The following is a 14,792-nucleotide window of genomic DNA, read 5'->3' as shown; positions in this document are numbered from 1 at the left end:
GGCCCCGGCCGCCCCCCCCCCCCCCGCGACGGCGCCGCCGGTCTCCCATCCGGTGTCGCAGCCGCTGCCGGTACCGCCGACGCCGTACCTCGACCTGTCCACCGTGGCGCTGCTGGGCCGGCCCGCACCCTCGCACGGGTGGCGCAAGTGGCTCTACGTCGCGACGTTCAAACTGGTCAACATCGGCGAGAGCCCCAGGGCGGCGCAGCAGGACAGCCTCGTCACACGGGTGAAGCAACCGCTGGGCGGCTGCTATCGCATCGCGGTGCTCTCGTTGAAGGGTGGCGTCGGCAAGACCACGATCACCGCCACGCTGGGCGCCACGTTCGCCTCGATCCGCGGGGACCGCGTGGTGGCCGTCGACGCCAACCCCGACCGGGGCACGCTGAGCCAGAAGGTGCCGTTGGAGACGACGGCCACGGTGCGCCACCTGCTACGCGACGCCGAGGGCATCGAGCGCTACAGCGACGTGCGCGCCTACACCTCGCAGGGGCCGAGCCGGCTGGAGGTGCTGGCCTCGGAGACCGACCCGGCGGTGTCGGAGGCGTTCAGCTCCGACGACTACACCCGCACGCTCGAGGTGCTGGAACGCTTCTACAGCCTGGTCCTCACCGACTGCGGCACCGGGCTGATGCACTCGGCGATGACGGCGGTGCTCGCGCACGCCGACGTGCTCGTGGTGATCAGTTCCGGTTCGGTGGACGGGGCGCGCAGCGCCTCGGCCACCCTGGACTGGCTCGACGCGCACGGACACCAGGCCCTGGTGTCGAACGCGATCGCGGTCATCAACGCGGTGCGGCCGCGCTCGGGGAAGGTCGACCTGCAGAAGGTCTCCGACCACTTCTCGCGGCGCTGCCGCGCGGTGCAGGTGGTGCCGTTCGATCCGCATCTGGAAGAGGGTGCGGAGATCGACCTGGACCGCCTCAAGCCCGCGACGCGGCAGGCGCTGCTCGAACTGGCTGGTGTGGTGGCCGACGGATTCGCCGGCGCGGTACGGCGCGACGACGAGCGCGGGTAGCGGGCTACTGCCGCGGGTTGTTGTCGTCCTGGCCGAGACGCCGCAAGAAGTCCGGGTCGTCATCGGGTCCGATCACACGGCGCTGCGGCCGGGTCGCACTGACCCGCATGAGCCGCCAGCCGATGTAGACCAAGCCGGCCAGAACGATGATCAGGAGCAAATACGCCACTCAAACCTCCTGGCATCGAATATACGCGCCGTCGGTAGGCTCGGGAGCGTGTCGGAAAGTCGCCAGGGTGCCCGTCTCGTGGTCGATGTCCTCGTCTACGTTGCCGCGCGCTTGCTCCTGGTGGTGGCGCTCGCGGCCGCGATCCTGGGTGTCGGCCACCTGCTCGGTTTGCGGGAGTTCCCGTTGGTCATCGCGATTCTGTTCGCGCTCGTGATCGCCCTGCCGCTGGGCATCTGGCTGTTCGCGCCGCTGCGGCAGCGGGCCACCGCGAGCATCGCCGCGTTCGACGCCCGGCGGCGCAAGGACCGCGAGCAGCTGCAGGCCCGACTGCGCGGCGAGGAGCCGCCCGGTGACGCCGGGGCATGACGGCGAGACAGGTCTACGGCGCTGATTTCGCCGGAGCGGCAGGCTTTCTCAACTCTCCGACATTCGGACTGCCCCCGCGGTTCCTGATGCGCGCACTGCACGACTGCCTTGCCGAGTGGCAGGCGGGCACGCTCGACGCGAAGTCGTTCGACCAGCCCGTGCGGGACGCCCGGGCGGGTTACGCGGCGCTGGTCGGGGTGCCGGTCGGCACCGTGGCGATGGCGGGCAGCACGTCGGCGGCGCTGGGTCTGGTGGCCGCCGCGATCCCCGACGGCAGCCGGGGCGCCACACTGGCCGGTGAGTTCACCAGCACCACCTTTCCGTTCGCCGCACAGGCCGGGCGAGGGGTGTCGGTGGCCGAACTGAGCGCCGATGAACTCGTTGCCACCGCCGGTGATTACGACTTCGTGACCGTCAGCCTGGTGCAGTCGGCGACGGGCGCGGCACTCGACGCAGAGGCGCTGCGGGCCAGTGTGGCGGGCGGCGGCACGCTCACGATCGTCGACGTCACCCAGGCCGCTGGGTGGAAGCTGCTCGACCTCGGCTGGGCCGACGTGACCGTGGCGTCGGCCTACAAGTGGCTGCTCGCGCCGCGCGGCACCGCATTCATGTCGGTGAGTGACCGGACCGCCGAGCTGATGACGCCGCACGCGGCGAACTGGTACGCCGGGCAGGAACCGTGGGATTCGATCTACGGGCTGCCGCTGCGCTTGGCATCCGACGCGCGGCGCTTCGACACCTCGCCGGCTTGGTTCGGCGCGCTGGGTGCGGGCCTGACGCTGCCGTGGCTGGCGGGGCTCGACCGGGCGGCGGTCGAGGCGCACACCGTGGGCCTGGCCGAGACGCTGCGTGCCGAATTGGGTCTGCCGCCACACCCGTCGGCGATCGTGGCACTGCCGTCCGCCCGCCACGGGGACGCCGCGGCGCGTCTGCAGCGCGCCGGTATCCGCGCCTCGGTGCGGGCCGGAGCGGTGCGGGTGGGGTTCCATCTCTACAACACCGCCGACGATCTGGACCGGTTGCTCGAGGCGCTCGGGTGAGCCGACGCGCGGCTTGACCGGCCGAGCAGGTGGGTAGCTGTTCGATCATGACGACTCCCAAGGACCTCTATGCGCAGTGGATCACCCGGTTGTGGGCCGGAGAACCCGTGGCCGCCGAGTTGGTGAGCGAGGACTTCGTCGGGCACTGGCCGGACCGCGAGGTGCGCGGGCCTGCCGAGTTGCAGGCGATCATCGACCAGACCCACGGGATGCTGGCGGACCTCACCTTCGAGATCGAGGTGGGCCCGTTCGTCGAGGGGGACATGGTGGCCGGGCGCTGGGTCGGCAGCGGCGTCGGCGATCAGGGCCCGGTGCGGTTCACCGGCAACGACATTTTGCGGGTGGCCGACGGGAAGTTCGCCGAGTACTGGACCGGGACGTCGACCGGCTGACGCCCTAACCGAAGGCGAGTGCGAGCGCGACGGCCACCGCCCACGCCAGCATGGTGAGCCCGGTGTCGCGCAGGACGGGGATCAACTCCTTGCCGCCGAGCCCGCCGCGCACGGGCCGCGCGGCCCGCACCGCCAGCGGCGACGCCACCAGGCCGGCCGCACACCACGGCGTGGCGAGCACCAGCACCAGCGTCAGCAGCAACGCGGTGCCCAGCAGCACCTGGTACAGCACGCGGGTGCGGGCGTCGCCGAGACGCACGGCCAGCGTGATCTTGCCCGACTCGCGGTCGGTGGGGATGTCGCGCAGGTTGTTGGCGACCAGCACCGCCGACGACAGCGCACCCATCGCGACGGCGAGCGCGAGCCCGACCCAGTCCACGCGCAGCGCCTGGGTGTACTGCGTGCCGAGTACGGCGACCAGACCGAAGAACACGAACACCGCGACCTCGCCGAGCCCGATGTAGCCGTAGGGCTTCGAGCCGCCGGTGTAGAGCCACGCCCCGGCGATGCACACGGCGCCGACGGCGATCAGCCACGGCGCACTGGCCACCGCGAGGACCAGTCCGGCCACCGCGCCGACGGCCAGGCTGGCGATCGCCGCCGTGAGCACCGCCCGCGGCGAGGCCAGCCTGGACCCCACCAGGCGCAGCGGCCCGGCGCGCACGTCGTCGGTGCCGCGGATGCCGTCGGAGTAGTCGTTGGCGTAGTTGACCCCGATGATCAACGCGACCGCGACGACGAACGCCAGCAGCGCTTTCCACCACACCGCACCGTCCAGCCACGCGGCCGCCCCGGTGCCGGCGATCACCGGTGCGACGGCGTTGGGCAGCGTGCGGGGGCGCGCACCCTCGACCCACTCGGCGAAACTTGCCACGAGCGCAATCGTCGCACGCGTCGCGGTCGCGCCCCCTCGCTCACCCCGGGAAACGGGGACATGGACGACAATGGACCGATGCTCGGAGTGATCGGTGGCAGCGGCTTCTACTCGTTCTTCGGGCCCGACGCGCGCAGCGTCAGGCTCGACACCCCCTACGGCGCTCCCAGCGCAGCGATCACGGTCGGCGCGGTCGGCGGGCACGAGGTCGCGTTCCTGCCCCGACACGGCGCCGACCACGAGTTCAGCCCGCACACCGTGCCGTACCGGGCCAACATGTGGGCGCTGCGCGCGCTGGGCGTGCGGCGGATCTTCGGCCCGTGCGCGGTGGGCAGCCTGACCCCCGACCTGGGCCCGGGCGCGATGGTGGTGCCCGATCAACTCGTGGACCGCACCAGCGGGCGGGCCGACACGTACTTCGACTCCGGCGGCATCCACGTCGGGTTCGCCGATCCGTATTGCCCGACGCTGCGCGCGGCCGCCGCGGGCCTGCCCGGCGTCGTCGACGGCGGCACCATGGTGGTGATCCAGGGGCCGCGGTTCTCCACCCGCGCCGAGAGCACATGGTTCGCGAGCCAGGGCTTCACGCTGGTCAACATGACCGGCCACCCCGAGGCGGTGCTGGCTCGCGAGCTCGAGATGTGTTATGCAGCAATCGCATTGGTCACCGATCTGGACGCGGGTATCGAGACCGGGAAAGGGGTGCGGGCTGTCGACGTCTTCGCCGAGTTCCAGCGCAACCTGGTGCCGTTCAAGAAGGTGGTGCACGAGGCGATCGACCAGGTGGCCGTCGAGCGGACGTGTGAGCACTGCCTGCCGCACGAAGGCGTGACGCTGCCGATCGAGTTGCCGTGAGGGTGTTGCTGACCGGCGCCGCCGGGTTCATCGGTTCGCGGGTGCGCACCGCGCTGGAATCGGCGGGTCACGACGTCGTCGCCGTGGACGTGATGCTGCCTGCCGCGCACGGTGGATCGGCACGCCCTCCCGACGGCACGCACCGGGTCGACATCCGCGATGCCACCGCGCTGGCCCCGTTGCTCGACGGCGTCGACGCGGTCTGTCATCAGGCGGCCGTGGTGGGCGCCGGGGTCAATGCCGCCGACGCGCCGTCGTACGGCAGTCACAACGACTACGGCACCACGGTGCTGCTCGCCGAGATGTTCGCCGCGGGCATCCGGAAACTGGTGCTGGCGTCGTCGATGGTGGTCTACGGGCAGGGCCGGTTCGACTGCCCCGCACACGGACCCGTCGACCCGATGCCCCGTACCCGTGCCGATCTCGACGCCGGGGTGTTCGAGCACCGCTGCCCCGTCGGCGGCGAGGAACTGCACTGGCGGCTGGTCGGGGAGGACGAGCCGCTGCGACCCCGAAGCCTGTACGCGGCAAGCAAGGTCGCGCAGGAGCACTACGCGCTGGCATGGGCGGAAGCCACCGGCGGGTCGGTGGTCGCCCTGCGCTACCACAACGTCTACGGCCCACACATGCCCCGCGACACCCCGTACAGCGGGGTGGCGGCGATCTTCCGCTCCGAACTCGAGAACGGGGACGTCCCGAGGGTTTTCGAGGACGGCGGTCAGATGCGCGACTTCGTCCACGTCGACGACGTCGCGGCGGCGAACCTGGCCGCGGTCGAGTCGCGACTGCCGGGTTTCGAGGCGTTCAACGTCTGCTCCGGCCGGCCGATCTCGATCATCGAGGTCGCCACCGAACTCTGCGAGATCCGCGCCGCCGCACCACCGCTGGTGACCGGGCAGTACCGCAGCGGCGACGTGCGCCACATCGTCGCCTCGCCGCAGCGGGCGGCCGAGCGGTTGGGTTTCCGGGCCGTGGTGGATCCGCGGGACGGACTGCGGGAGTTCGCCTTCGCGCCGTTGCGGGCCTGACATGCCCCGCTGGGCGCGCATCCTCGTTATCGTCGCCCTCGTGGCGGCGGGAGCGTTGGCGTTGTTGTGGACCCAGCAGCGGCGGCTGATCTATTTCCCCGCACCGGGTCCCGTGCCGTCGGCGAGCGCGGTGGCACCGGGCGCGCGCGATGTCGTGGTGCGTACCGCCGACGGTCTGGACCTCGGTGGGTGGTACTTCCCGACGGCCGGCCGGGGGCCCGGTGTGGTGATGTTCAACGGCAACGGCGGCGACCGGTCGATGCGGGCGGCGCTGGCGATCGCCCTGCGGCGCATGGGGTTGTCGGTGCTGCTGTTCGACTACCGCGGCTACGGCGGCAACCCCGGCCGGCCCAGCGAGGACGGGTTGGCCGCCGACGCCCTGGCGGCCCGCGAGTGGTTGGCCGCACAGCCGGAGGTCGACCCGACCCGCCTCGTGTATTTCGGCGAATCGCTCGGTGGCGCAGTCGCGGTCGGTCTCGCCGTCGAGCACCCACCCGCCGCGCTGATCCTGCGCTCACCGTTCACCTCGCTGCCCGACGTGGGGGCCGTGCACTACCCGTGGCTGCCGGTGCGGCGGCTGCTCATCGACCGCTACCCCTCGATCGAGCGGATCGGCAGGGTCGACGCCCCGCTGTTGGTGATCGCCGGCGATCGCGACGACATCGTCCCGGCCCGGATGAGCCGGCGGCTGTTCGAGGCCGCAGCCGAACCGAAGGAGTTCGTGCTCGTGCCGGATGCCGGGCACAACGACCCGGCGCTGCTCGACGGCCGGCAGATGCTCGGCGCGATCGAGCGGTTCCTGGCGCAGGCCCCGGGATTCGGCGCCTGAGGCGGGGCGATACTGGTGGCGTGAAACCCGCGATATGTGAACAGTTCGGCATCGACTTCCCGCTCTTCGCGTTCAGCCACTGCCGCGACGTCGTCGCCGCCGTGACCAACGCCGGCGGTTTCGGGGTGCTCGGCGCGACCGCCTACACCCCCGAACAGCTCGACCGGGAGCTCGCCTGGATCGACGAACAGGTGGGCGGCAAGCCCTACGGCGCCGACATCATCGTGCCGGCCAAGTTCGAGGGCAAGGGGGAGAACCTCTCGCGCAACGACCTCGCCGACCGCATCCCCGCGGAGTACCGCGAGTTCGTCACCAAGCTGCTGGCCGACCACGACATCGAACTCGACAGCGCGCCGCGCCTCGGCGGCTCGTCGCTGTCGGGGGACACCGGCCGCGAACTGCTCGACGTCGCGATGAGTCATCCGATCAAGTTGATCGCCAACGCGCTCGGCGTCCCCCCGGACTACATGATCGAGGCGGGCCGAGAACGCGGTGTGCCGGTGGCGGCGCTCGTCGGCGCGCGCGAGCACGCCGTCAAACAGGTCGCCGCCGGGGTCGACCTGATCGTCGCGCAGGGCACCGAGGCGGGTGGGCACTGCGGTGAGGTGACCACTCTGGTGCTGATCCCCGAGGTGATCCAGGCCGTCGAGGAGACGGGCACCAAGGTGCCGGTGCTCGCCGCCGGCGGCATCGTGACCGGCAGGCAGATGGCCGCGGCCGTGGCGATGGGCGCCGACGGCGCCTGGACCGGTTCGGTGTGGCTGACCACCGAGGAGGCCGAGACCGCGCCGCACACCGTGCAGAAGATGCTGGCCGCCACGTCGCGGGACACCGTGCGCTCGGCGGGCCGCACCGGTAAACCCGCCAGGCAGCTGGTGTCGGACTGGACGCAGGCCTGGGCGCCGCGCGGGGAGCGCCGGCCGCTGCCCCTGCCGCTGCAGAACATGCTCGCCGAACCGCTGCTGCGCCGCATCGACGTGCTCGCCGCGCAGGGGCACCCCGGAGCGCAGCAGTTGTCCACCTACTTCGTCGGCCAGGGCGTGGGCTTGATGAACAAGGTCAAACCGGCGCGCGAGGTCGTGCGCGAATTCATCGAGGACTATCTGGCCGCCGCGGAGCGGTTGGGTAACTCGCTGCCGGACTGACCCCCATCGCCGATCAGTCGAGGGCCAGCGGGAGCCGAACCTCGAAACGCGCGCCGGTGTCGAGGTTGTGCGCGGACAACGTGCCCCGGTGCGCCTGCACGAGGCCGGCGGCGATGGCCAGGCCCAGCCCCGAACCGCTCGGCAGCGAGGCGTCGTCGCGCGGGACGCGGTCGTTGGAGCCGCGGTAGGCCACGTCGAACACCCGCGGCAGGTCGGCCTCGTCGATGCCGGCCCCGGTGTCGTCGACCCGCGCCCACGCGACGTCCTCGTCGGAGCCGAGCGCCAGCTGCACGCGGCCGCCCTCCGGGGTGTGCGCGATCGCGTTGGCCACGAGGTTGGACAGCACCCGCACCAGCGCCCGGTCGCTGCCGAGCACCTGCACGGGTTCGTCGGGCAGCTCGGCGCGCAGCTGCACCCCGGCGCGTTCGGCGGCGATCCGGTGGGCGGCCAGCACGTCGTCGACGACCTCGTCGAGCGCGACCCGGTCGAACGCCGGTTGCACCGCCCCGGCGTTGATCTTGCTCATCTCGAACAGGTCGTCGACCATTTCCGACAGCCGGATCGACTCCTGCTCGATGTGTTTGGCGTGTGCGCGCACCTCGTCGCCGCCGACCAGACCGTCCGCGATGGCCTCCGACACCGCGCGGATCCCGGCCAGCGGGGTGCGCAGATCGTGGCTGACGAACGCGACGAGTTGCCGCCGCGACATCTCGGCCGCCTGCTCGGACTCGCGGATTTCCTGCTCCCACACCGTGCGGCGGGCCTGATAGCGGCCCAGCATCACCGCGCCGGGGATGGTGACCACGGCGACCACCACGAGCACGACGGCGATCGGCTCGAACGTCTCGGTGATCATGAACCCGCTGGCGCCCAGCACGCCGGTGAACGTCGCGAGCACGGGGATCAGCACGAGCACGACCATGCTGACCGCCAGCGACCACGTCCGGGCCAACCGGATGATCAGCGCACCGGCCAGCACCACCGGAATCGAGCAGGCCAGCGCCCAGGCGCCGATCTCCCAGACGTCAGTTGACGGCACCGGTGCTCAGGCCCTCACGTGCGCCCGCGGTGTCGCTCCACATGTAGCCCCGGCCCCACACCGTCTGCACCCGGTGCTGGTCGCCGAGCTTCGAACGCAACCGCTTGACGTGCACGGTCACGGTGGACAGATCGCCGAAGTCCCAGCGCCACACCTGCTTGAGCAACTCTTCGCGGGTGAACACGGTGTCGGCGTGGGTGATGAAGAACAGGAGCAGGTCGAATTCGCGGTTCGTGAGGCTGACGGGCTGGCCGTCGACGGTGACCGACCGCGCAGCCGCCGAGATCGTGAGCGCGCCGACCTTCAGGTCGACCGGGGTGACCCCCACCGGCGCGGGGGAGCGGCGCAGCACCGAACGCACCCGCAGCGCCAGTTCCCTAGGGCTGAACGGTTTGGTCAGGTAGTCGTCGGCGCCGGCTTCCAGTCCTGCGATGCGGTCGTCCTCTTCTCCGAGCGCGGTCAGCAGGATGACCGGAACGGTGTGGTCGCCGCGCCGGCGCAGGGTGCGGCAGAGTGTCAGCCCGTCGGGACCGGGCATCATCACGTCGAGCACGGCGACGTCGATGCGTTCGGTGCCGAGAAGTCGCAACGCCTCGGTGCCGTCGCGGGCGATCGCCACTTCCAGACCGTCGCGTTCGAGATACCGGCGCACGACGTCCCGCACGACGGAGTCGTCGTCGGCGATCAGGACGCGTGTCACCCTTCGAGGTTAGCCGTCAACGCCCACCACCTGCGCCGATGTCAGAGATTCGTCACTGTTGCCCCAGGTGGGCGCCCATCGGGGTGGTTAGCCTCGTTGCTATGCCCGAGTGTCCTGTGACGGTAGTACTGCCGTGCCTGGACGAGGCGGCGTCGCTACCGGCGGTCCTGGCCGCGCTGCCCGACGGCTACCGCGCGCTGGTGGTGGACAACAACAGCACCGACGGCACCGCGGACGTGGCCCGGCGGCACGGCGCCGAGGTCGTGCACGAGGCGCGCCCGGGCTACGGCTCCGCGGTGCACGCGGGGGTGCTGGCGGCGACCACCCCGGTGGTCGCCGTGCTCGACGCGGACGGATCGCTCGACCCGCGTGAACTGCCGGCCCTGGTGGCCGAACTGGACAAGGGTGCGCACCTGGCGGTCGGCAGGCGACGGGCGGTGCCGGGTCTGCGCTGGCCGTGGCATGCCCGTCTCGGGACGGCGGCGGTGTGCTGGCGGTTGCGGCACCGCCACGGTCTGCCCGTCCATGACATCGCGCCGATGCGGGTGGCCCGCCGCGACGATCTGCTCGCGCTCGGTGTGCGGGATCGCCGATCCGGGTATCCCCTGGAACTGCTGGTGCGCGCAGCCGCCGCGGGCTGGCGCGTCGTGGAACGCGACGTCACCTACGGTCCGCGTACCGGCGGGAGATCGAAGGTCAGCGGCTCGGTGCGCGGCAGCGCGGTGGCCGCGCTGGACTTCTGGCGGGTGATCGAGTGACGGAGTTGCCGGTGACGGTGCTCGTGGTCGCCAAGGCCCCGGTGCCCGGCTTGGCGAAGACGCGACTGGCCGTCACCGTCGGCTTCGAGTTGGCCGCGGTGATCGCGGCGGCGGCGCTGCTCGACACACTCGACGCGGTCCTGGCCACACCCGTGTCGGCGCGTGTGGTGGCGCTGACCGGCGACCTCGACGAGGTGCACAACAGCGCGGTGCTGCGCGCCCGGCTCGCCGAATTCACCATCGTCGAGCAGCGCGGGGACTCGTTCGCCGAACGCCTGGCTCACGCGCACGCCGACGCCGCCGCGGCGGTGGGGGACCGCCCGATTCTCCAGATCGGCATGGACACCCCCCAGGTCACCGCCGACCTGTTGACGCGGTGCGCTCACACGCTGCTCGGCGCCGAGGCGGTGCTGGGGCCGGCGCGCGACGGCGGCTGGTGGCTGCTCGGGGTCCGGACCGCGGCGATGGCCGACTGCCTGCGGGAGGTGCCGATGTCGCGCGACGACACCGGTGCGCTGACGCGGAAGGCGCTGCAGGACAGGGGGATCAACGTGGTTTTGGTCGACGAGCTCGCCGATGTGGACACCGTCGCCGATGTCGAAGCAGTCCGGCGCTGCTGTCCGCCCGGCGGGCGGTTCCCGTTCGCGACGGCCGCGGCGGGGCTGTGACCGATGCTGGGCAACCTCTACGACCGCGCGCTCGACGGGGAACGGTGCTGGATCCGCAGCGGTGACGGGGAGGTGAAGACGCTACCGGTGCGCAGCTGGCTCGGTGGACGGCACGCCGACCGGCTGTTCGATCGGGCGGTGGTGCTGCTCTGTGAGGGGCCGACGATCGACTTGGGTTGCGGCCCAGGACGTCTGGTCGCCGATCTGATCCGCCGCGGCATCCCGGCTCTCGGTGTCGACCAGTCCGCCACCGCGGTCGAGTTGGCGCGGCGCAACGGCGCACCCGCGCTGCGCCGTGACGTGTTCGGCGTGTTACCCGGGCTCGGGCGGTGGCAGACCGCGCTGCTGGCCGACGGCAACATCGGCCTCGGCGGCGACCCCAGGCGGGTGCTGCGCCGCGCGGCCGAACTGCTGCGCCCGGGCGGTCGCTGCGTCGTGGAGTTCGACTCGGAGACCCGGGGGGTGCAGGACACCATGGTGCGGCTGGAGTCGTCGAACACCGTGGGGCCGTGGTTCAGGTGGGCGTCGGTGGGGGTGGACTGTGCGGCTGAGCTGGCCGAGGAGGCGGGGTTGACGATGACGGGCCTGCATCCGGCCGGGCGCCGGGTGCTCGCGACGTTGGCCGCGCCGTAGCCCGTCGGGTCCTGCCCAACCGGACCGCGTACGCCGCGGCGCTGAGCGCGAACATCGCGGCGACCAGCAGCAGCCAGCGGCCGAGGTACGGTTCCTGCGTCTGTCCGGTGGCCGCTGTGTAGGCGGGCGCACCCTGCCGCAGGATCCCGGGACTGAACACCACGAACGTGAGGGCGGCGCCCAGCGCCGGAACGCGGAGATGGTTGAGAGCGGGTACCGGCGCCGAGATGCGTTGGGACAGCGTCAGTATGCGGTCGACGAGCGCGTAGAGCGGGAACAGCACCAGGTCGTGCAGGATGACGGCGGCGGCGAACCACACCACGATCGACTGCCACCAGGTGCGCGGATTCCACAGGGCGGCAAGGCCGATCGTGGCGACGGTGTAGCCGAACAACGCGAAGCCGGCGATCAGCGTCAGCAGATGCAGCGGGTGCGATCCGTACACCGTGCGGAAGGCCCGCATCTCAGCGCGCCTCGAAGTCGATCGCGCCCACCCATTTGGTGTTGTGCACACCGGGCAGCGCGGGCACGATCACCCGCGCCGGGAACCCATGGTCGGGGGAGAGGTCCGCACCGTTGACGCGCAGCGCAAGCAGTGCGTCGGCGTCGCGGATCTGGTTGGCCTGCAACCGCGCCCGGTTGAACGCGCCGCGCCGCTCGACCGACGAGACGCGGGCCGAGACCGGTTCGGGCACCCCGGCCAGCGCGGCGAGGTCACGCAACCGCACCCCGCTCCACGTCTGGGTGGTCGACCATCCCTCGACGCAGGCGATCGGCAGCCGGGCGGTGTGCTGGGGCAGGGCCGCCAGCGCGGCGCGGTCGAGAACGACGGGCTGCGGGCCGCCGCGCACGGTGAGCCGCCACCCCTCGCCCGTCGCCGCGGTGGTGATGCCCGCCGCGCGGGCGGTGCGGTTGACCTGGAAGTCGTTCGGGCCGTCGCCGTACGAGCGGCCGCGCGGCAGCAGCAGCGCCGCCTGTCTGGTGAGCCCGCCGAGGGTCTGCCCGGCCGTCAGCACGGCCATCAACAGCGCGCCGCCGCCGACCAGGGCGAGGGCGCCGCGGCGGCTCATCGTCGGTTCAGCCGGGTCGGCGGTCACCAGCCCGTCGGGCTCGAAAGCCTCGGGCCGGGTGCCGGCGCGGTCGGTGCGCATCACCTCGCGCAGCCGCATCGACCGCAGCCCCGCCCGCATCCGCGGGATCTTGATCGCGATGTGGATCAGGAACCCGGCGATGAACACCCAGGCCCCGTAGTAGTGGGCGGTGTAGAAGCTGAATCCGAAGATGTAGTCGTACTGGATGTTGAGCACGCCGGTGACGATCTCGAACAGGATGCCACCGACCAGCATCAGCAGCGAGATGCGTTCCAGCAGTTGGGCGATCGACCGGGCCGGTGGCCACACGAACAGCCTGGGAATCACCGACCACAGTTTGGCCAGCACCACCGGGATCAGGATGAGGCCAAGCCCGACGTGCACGCCCTGGGTCAGCCGGTAGAGCCACGACGGATCGGTGGGCCAGTCGAACGTCGGCAGTTTCAGCCAGCCGACGTCGGCGGGGATGGCCTGCCCGAACTGCGGACCGTAGGCGATGTAGGACAGCAGGCCGGTGACGGTGACGATCGGCAGCGTCATGAGGAGGACGGCACCGAGGACGGAGGTGAGCCACAGCCCGCGGAGCGGGCTGGTGAACCGGAGCCCGCGGAGCGGGCTGGTGAACCGGAGCCCGCGGAGCGGGCTGGTGAACCGGAGCCCGCGGAGCGGGCGACCCTCCGGTTTCTCGGGACCCATGCTGGCATTCTGCCGACCTGCGGCGCCGTCGGTATCGGAAAGGCGCTACCCGCAGCGCTTCGTCACCAGTTGGTCAGGATGAGGTGGTTGATCAGCAGTGCGCCGAGCACGTTGACGGCGAGCCACCACCGCTGCGTGCGTACCGGCAGCAGCGCGCCCGCCGCGACCATCCACATCGTGAAAGGCAGCCAGATCCTTTCGGTCTCGGCCTTGCTCAGCATGCTCAGATCGGCACAGAGAATCGCCGCCAGGGCGCCGAGCAGCAACAGGTGCAGGCCGCAGCGCGCGCGGATGGCCGCAATGTCGAAGACCCGGCCGAGTCCCGCGACGCTGCCCAATCCGATCGCACAGACGACGGAGGCGAAGTTCGCCCATCCCCAGTACTGGAACGGTCGCTCGGTCGCGATCCCCTGCCAGTAGCGTTCCTGGACCAGCTGGTACCCGTCGAACCACCAGAAGCCGGCGGCGACGAACACCACGGTGATCACGAGGGCGGCGCCGACCGCGGGCAGCAGCGCGCGCCGTGCCGCGCGCCAGTCGGCCGAGCAGATCAGCACCGCGACGGCAGGTAGTGCCATCAGCACCAGGCCGTAGTTGAGGAAGATGGCCCACCCCAGCAGCAGACCCGCCCCGACCGCGAACAGTTCGGGGCGGCGGCCGGCGCGGCGCACCGCCAACGCCAGCAGCGCGATACCCCAGGCGGCGACTCCGGCGAAGTAGCCGTCGGCCGACACCGCCACCCAGATCGCGGTCGGCGCCACCGCGAGGAACGGCGCGGCGAGGCGCGCCGTGCGCTCGTCGGCCAGTGCGCGGACCGCCACGAGGATGGCCGCGGCCACGCTGGATCCGGCGATCAGGCACAGCGCTGCGGCCCAAGCGCCGCCGCCGAGCCCGATGCGGTCCAGCCAGACGAAGGTCAGCAGCGCGCCGGGCGGGTGCCCGGACACATGGGTGATCCACGAGTCGGGCTGGTAGTCGAGGATGCGGTCGGAAAAGGTGCGCACGGCCTCCGGGATGTCGGTGACGGTCGGGACCTGCCGCAGGTATTCGTGGCGGGCGGTCAGCCGACCGGCGAAACCGCGTTGCCAGCCGTCGACCATGGCCAGCGAGAACGCCCACGCCGCCGACGTCGCCCAAGTCGCGACCACCAAGGTCCGCCAGGTGAGTCGCTGCGCCAGCGCCCGGCCCCAGATGACGGCGGTGAGGCCGATGACGACGGCGGGCACGGTGCCCCATCCGATGTGGGCGTTCCACCAGCCGAACACGGGGGAGGTGGCGGCAAAGCTGCGGAACCGCTCGGGGGTCGCATTGATCAGCGGTGTGACGACATCGAGGTGGAGGTGGGGAACCACGAACGCCGTCACCACGAGGACCAGACCGACGACGGCGGCGATCGTCTCCCTGCGATAGGCGCGCACCCGGCCAGCCTATGGGGCCGCCGCCCGCCACGGCTCACAGCTGCGCTCCGGCTTCGGTGAACTAACCGTGACG

Annotated in this window: 18 protein-coding genes; 11 read left to right on the top strand and 7 right to left on the bottom strand. The window is 71.6% G+C overall.

Annotated features, from left to right (window positions below; all coding sequences use genetic code 11):
• On the top strand, positions 1-1,018 hold a 1,018-nt coding region (locus tag AU196_RS13845; protein WP_059095656.1), incomplete at its 5' end, for a MinD/ParA family ATP-binding protein.
• Between the two features lie 4 nt (positions 1,019-1,022).
• Here the strand turns inward: AU196_RS13845 and AU196_RS25840 are convergent.
• Positions 1,023-1,187 carry a hypothetical protein gene (locus AU196_RS25840; RefSeq protein WP_197415787.1) on the bottom strand — a complete coding sequence of 55 codons (165 nt, stop codon included), beginning with the start codon at positions 1,185-1,187 and terminating at the stop codon, positions 1,023-1,025.
• A gap of 48 nt (positions 1,188-1,235) precedes the next feature.
• Between AU196_RS25840 and AU196_RS13840 the strand changes: the two genes are divergently transcribed.
• Genes AU196_RS13840 through AU196_RS13830 form a run of 3 tightly spaced genes read left to right on the top strand, consistent with a single transcriptional unit; the run spans position 1,236 to position 2,985 of the window.
• On the top strand, positions 1,236-1,553 hold the full coding sequence (locus AU196_RS13840; protein ID WP_059095648.1) for a DUF4229 domain-containing protein: 318 nt from the start codon (positions 1,236-1,238) through the stop codon (positions 1,551-1,553).
• Positions 1,550-2,593 (top strand): aminotransferase class V-fold PLP-dependent enzyme, encoded by a 1,044-nt coding sequence (locus AU196_RS13835; protein WP_059095647.1) that lies wholly within the window; start codon positions 1,550-1,552, stop codon positions 2,591-2,593. Before AU196_RS13840 ends, AU196_RS13835 begins: the two co-directional genes overlap by 4 nt.
• A gap of 47 nt (positions 2,594-2,640) precedes the next feature.
• The gene (locus AU196_RS13830) at positions 2,641-2,985 is read left to right on the top strand and encodes an ester cyclase (RefSeq protein WP_059095646.1); all 345 of its coding nucleotides are present in this window, start codon (positions 2,641-2,643) and stop codon (positions 2,983-2,985) included.
• 4 nt (positions 2,986-2,989) lie between these two features.
• Here AU196_RS13830 and AU196_RS13825 read toward each other — a convergent pair whose 3' ends face one another.
• Positions 2,990-3,859, bottom strand: a complete 870-nt coding sequence (locus AU196_RS13825; protein WP_059095645.1) for a 1,4-dihydroxy-2-naphthoate polyprenyltransferase — start codon at positions 3,857-3,859, stop codon at positions 2,990-2,992.
• 78 nt (positions 3,860-3,937) lie between these two features.
• Between AU196_RS13825 and AU196_RS13820 the strand changes: the two genes are divergently transcribed.
• The 4 genes from AU196_RS13820 to AU196_RS13805 are packed head-to-tail and all read left to right on the top strand — an operon-like array spanning position 3,938 to position 7,716.
• Positions 3,938-4,714, top strand: coding sequence for an S-methyl-5'-thioadenosine phosphorylase (locus tag AU196_RS13820; RefSeq protein WP_059095655.1), 777 nt, complete (start codon positions 3,938-3,940; stop codon positions 4,712-4,714).
• Positions 4,711-5,742, top strand: coding sequence for an NAD-dependent epimerase/dehydratase family protein (locus AU196_RS13815; RefSeq protein ID WP_059095644.1), 1,032 nt, complete (start codon positions 4,711-4,713; stop codon positions 5,740-5,742). The genes AU196_RS13820 and AU196_RS13815 overlap by 4 nt, the downstream gene beginning before the upstream one ends.
• Before the next feature lies 1 nt (position 5,743).
• Positions 5,744-6,571: an alpha/beta hydrolase gene (locus AU196_RS13810; protein ID WP_059095643.1), complete on the top strand. Its 828-nt coding sequence runs from the start codon at positions 5,744-5,746 to the stop codon at positions 6,569-6,571.
• Between the two features lie 20 nt (positions 6,572-6,591).
• Positions 6,592-7,716: an NAD(P)H-dependent flavin oxidoreductase gene (locus AU196_RS13805; RefSeq protein WP_059095642.1), complete on the top strand. Its 1,125-nt coding sequence runs from the start codon at positions 6,592-6,594 to the stop codon at positions 7,714-7,716.
• Between the two features lie 13 nt (positions 7,717-7,729).
• Here AU196_RS13805 and AU196_RS13800 read toward each other — a convergent pair whose 3' ends face one another.
• Positions 7,730-8,755, bottom strand: coding sequence for a sensor histidine kinase (locus tag AU196_RS13800; protein ID WP_059095641.1), 1,026 nt, complete (start codon positions 8,753-8,755; stop codon positions 7,730-7,732).
• Positions 8,742-9,455 carry a response regulator transcription factor gene (locus AU196_RS13795; RefSeq protein ID WP_059095640.1) on the bottom strand — a complete coding sequence of 238 codons (714 nt, stop codon included), beginning with the start codon at positions 9,453-9,455 and terminating at the stop codon, positions 8,742-8,744. The genes AU196_RS13800 and AU196_RS13795 overlap by 14 nt, the downstream gene beginning before the upstream one ends.
• Positions 9,456-9,556: 101 nt before the next feature.
• Here AU196_RS13795 and AU196_RS13790 point away from each other — a divergent pair, with 101 nt between their 5' ends.
• From AU196_RS13790 to AU196_RS13780, 3 genes are read left to right on the top strand one after another with little or no spacing between them, the layout of a single operon-like run.
• Positions 9,557-10,213, top strand: a complete 657-nt coding sequence (locus AU196_RS13790; protein WP_059095639.1) for a glycosyltransferase family 2 protein — start codon at positions 9,557-9,559, stop codon at positions 10,211-10,213.
• The gene (locus AU196_RS13785; protein WP_059095638.1) at positions 10,210-10,881 is read left to right on the top strand and encodes a TIGR04282 family arsenosugar biosynthesis glycosyltransferase; all 672 of its coding nucleotides are present in this window, start codon (positions 10,210-10,212) and stop codon (positions 10,879-10,881) included. Before AU196_RS13790 ends, AU196_RS13785 begins: the two co-directional genes overlap by 4 nt.
• 3 nt (positions 10,882-10,884) lie before the next feature.
• Positions 10,885-11,514 (top strand): methyltransferase domain-containing protein, encoded by a 630-nt coding sequence (locus AU196_RS13780; protein WP_059095637.1) that lies wholly within the window; start codon positions 10,885-10,887, stop codon positions 11,512-11,514.
• On the opposite strand, the gene AU196_RS25175 is transcribed toward AU196_RS13780, so the two are convergent.
• From AU196_RS25175 to AU196_RS13770, 3 genes are all read right to left on the bottom strand, one after another.
• On the bottom strand, positions 11,396-11,977 hold the full coding sequence (locus AU196_RS25175) for a hypothetical protein (protein ID WP_157546311.1): 582 nt from the start codon (positions 11,975-11,977) through the stop codon (positions 11,396-11,398). The genes AU196_RS13780 and AU196_RS25175 overlap by 119 nt on opposite strands.
• Position 11,978: 1 nt before the next feature.
• Entirely contained in the window at positions 11,979-13,301 is a 1,323-nt protein-coding gene (locus AU196_RS13775; protein ID WP_231737567.1) for a molybdopterin-dependent oxidoreductase, read from the bottom strand.
• A 62-nt stretch (positions 13,302-13,363) separates the two neighbouring features.
• The gene (locus AU196_RS13770) at positions 13,364-14,719 is read right to left on the bottom strand and encodes a glycosyltransferase family protein (protein WP_059095636.1); all 1,356 of its coding nucleotides are present in this window, start codon (positions 14,717-14,719) and stop codon (positions 13,364-13,366) included.
• Between the last annotated feature and the right edge of the window lie 73 nt (positions 14,720-14,792).

The organism is Mycobacterium sp. IS-1742 (assembly GCF_001500125.1).
Taxonomy (GTDB): domain Bacteria; phylum Actinomycetota; class Actinomycetes; order Mycobacteriales; family Mycobacteriaceae; genus Mycobacterium.
Note: the sequence above shows the minus strand (reverse complement) of the source record. Positions and strands in the feature narration are given on the sequence as shown.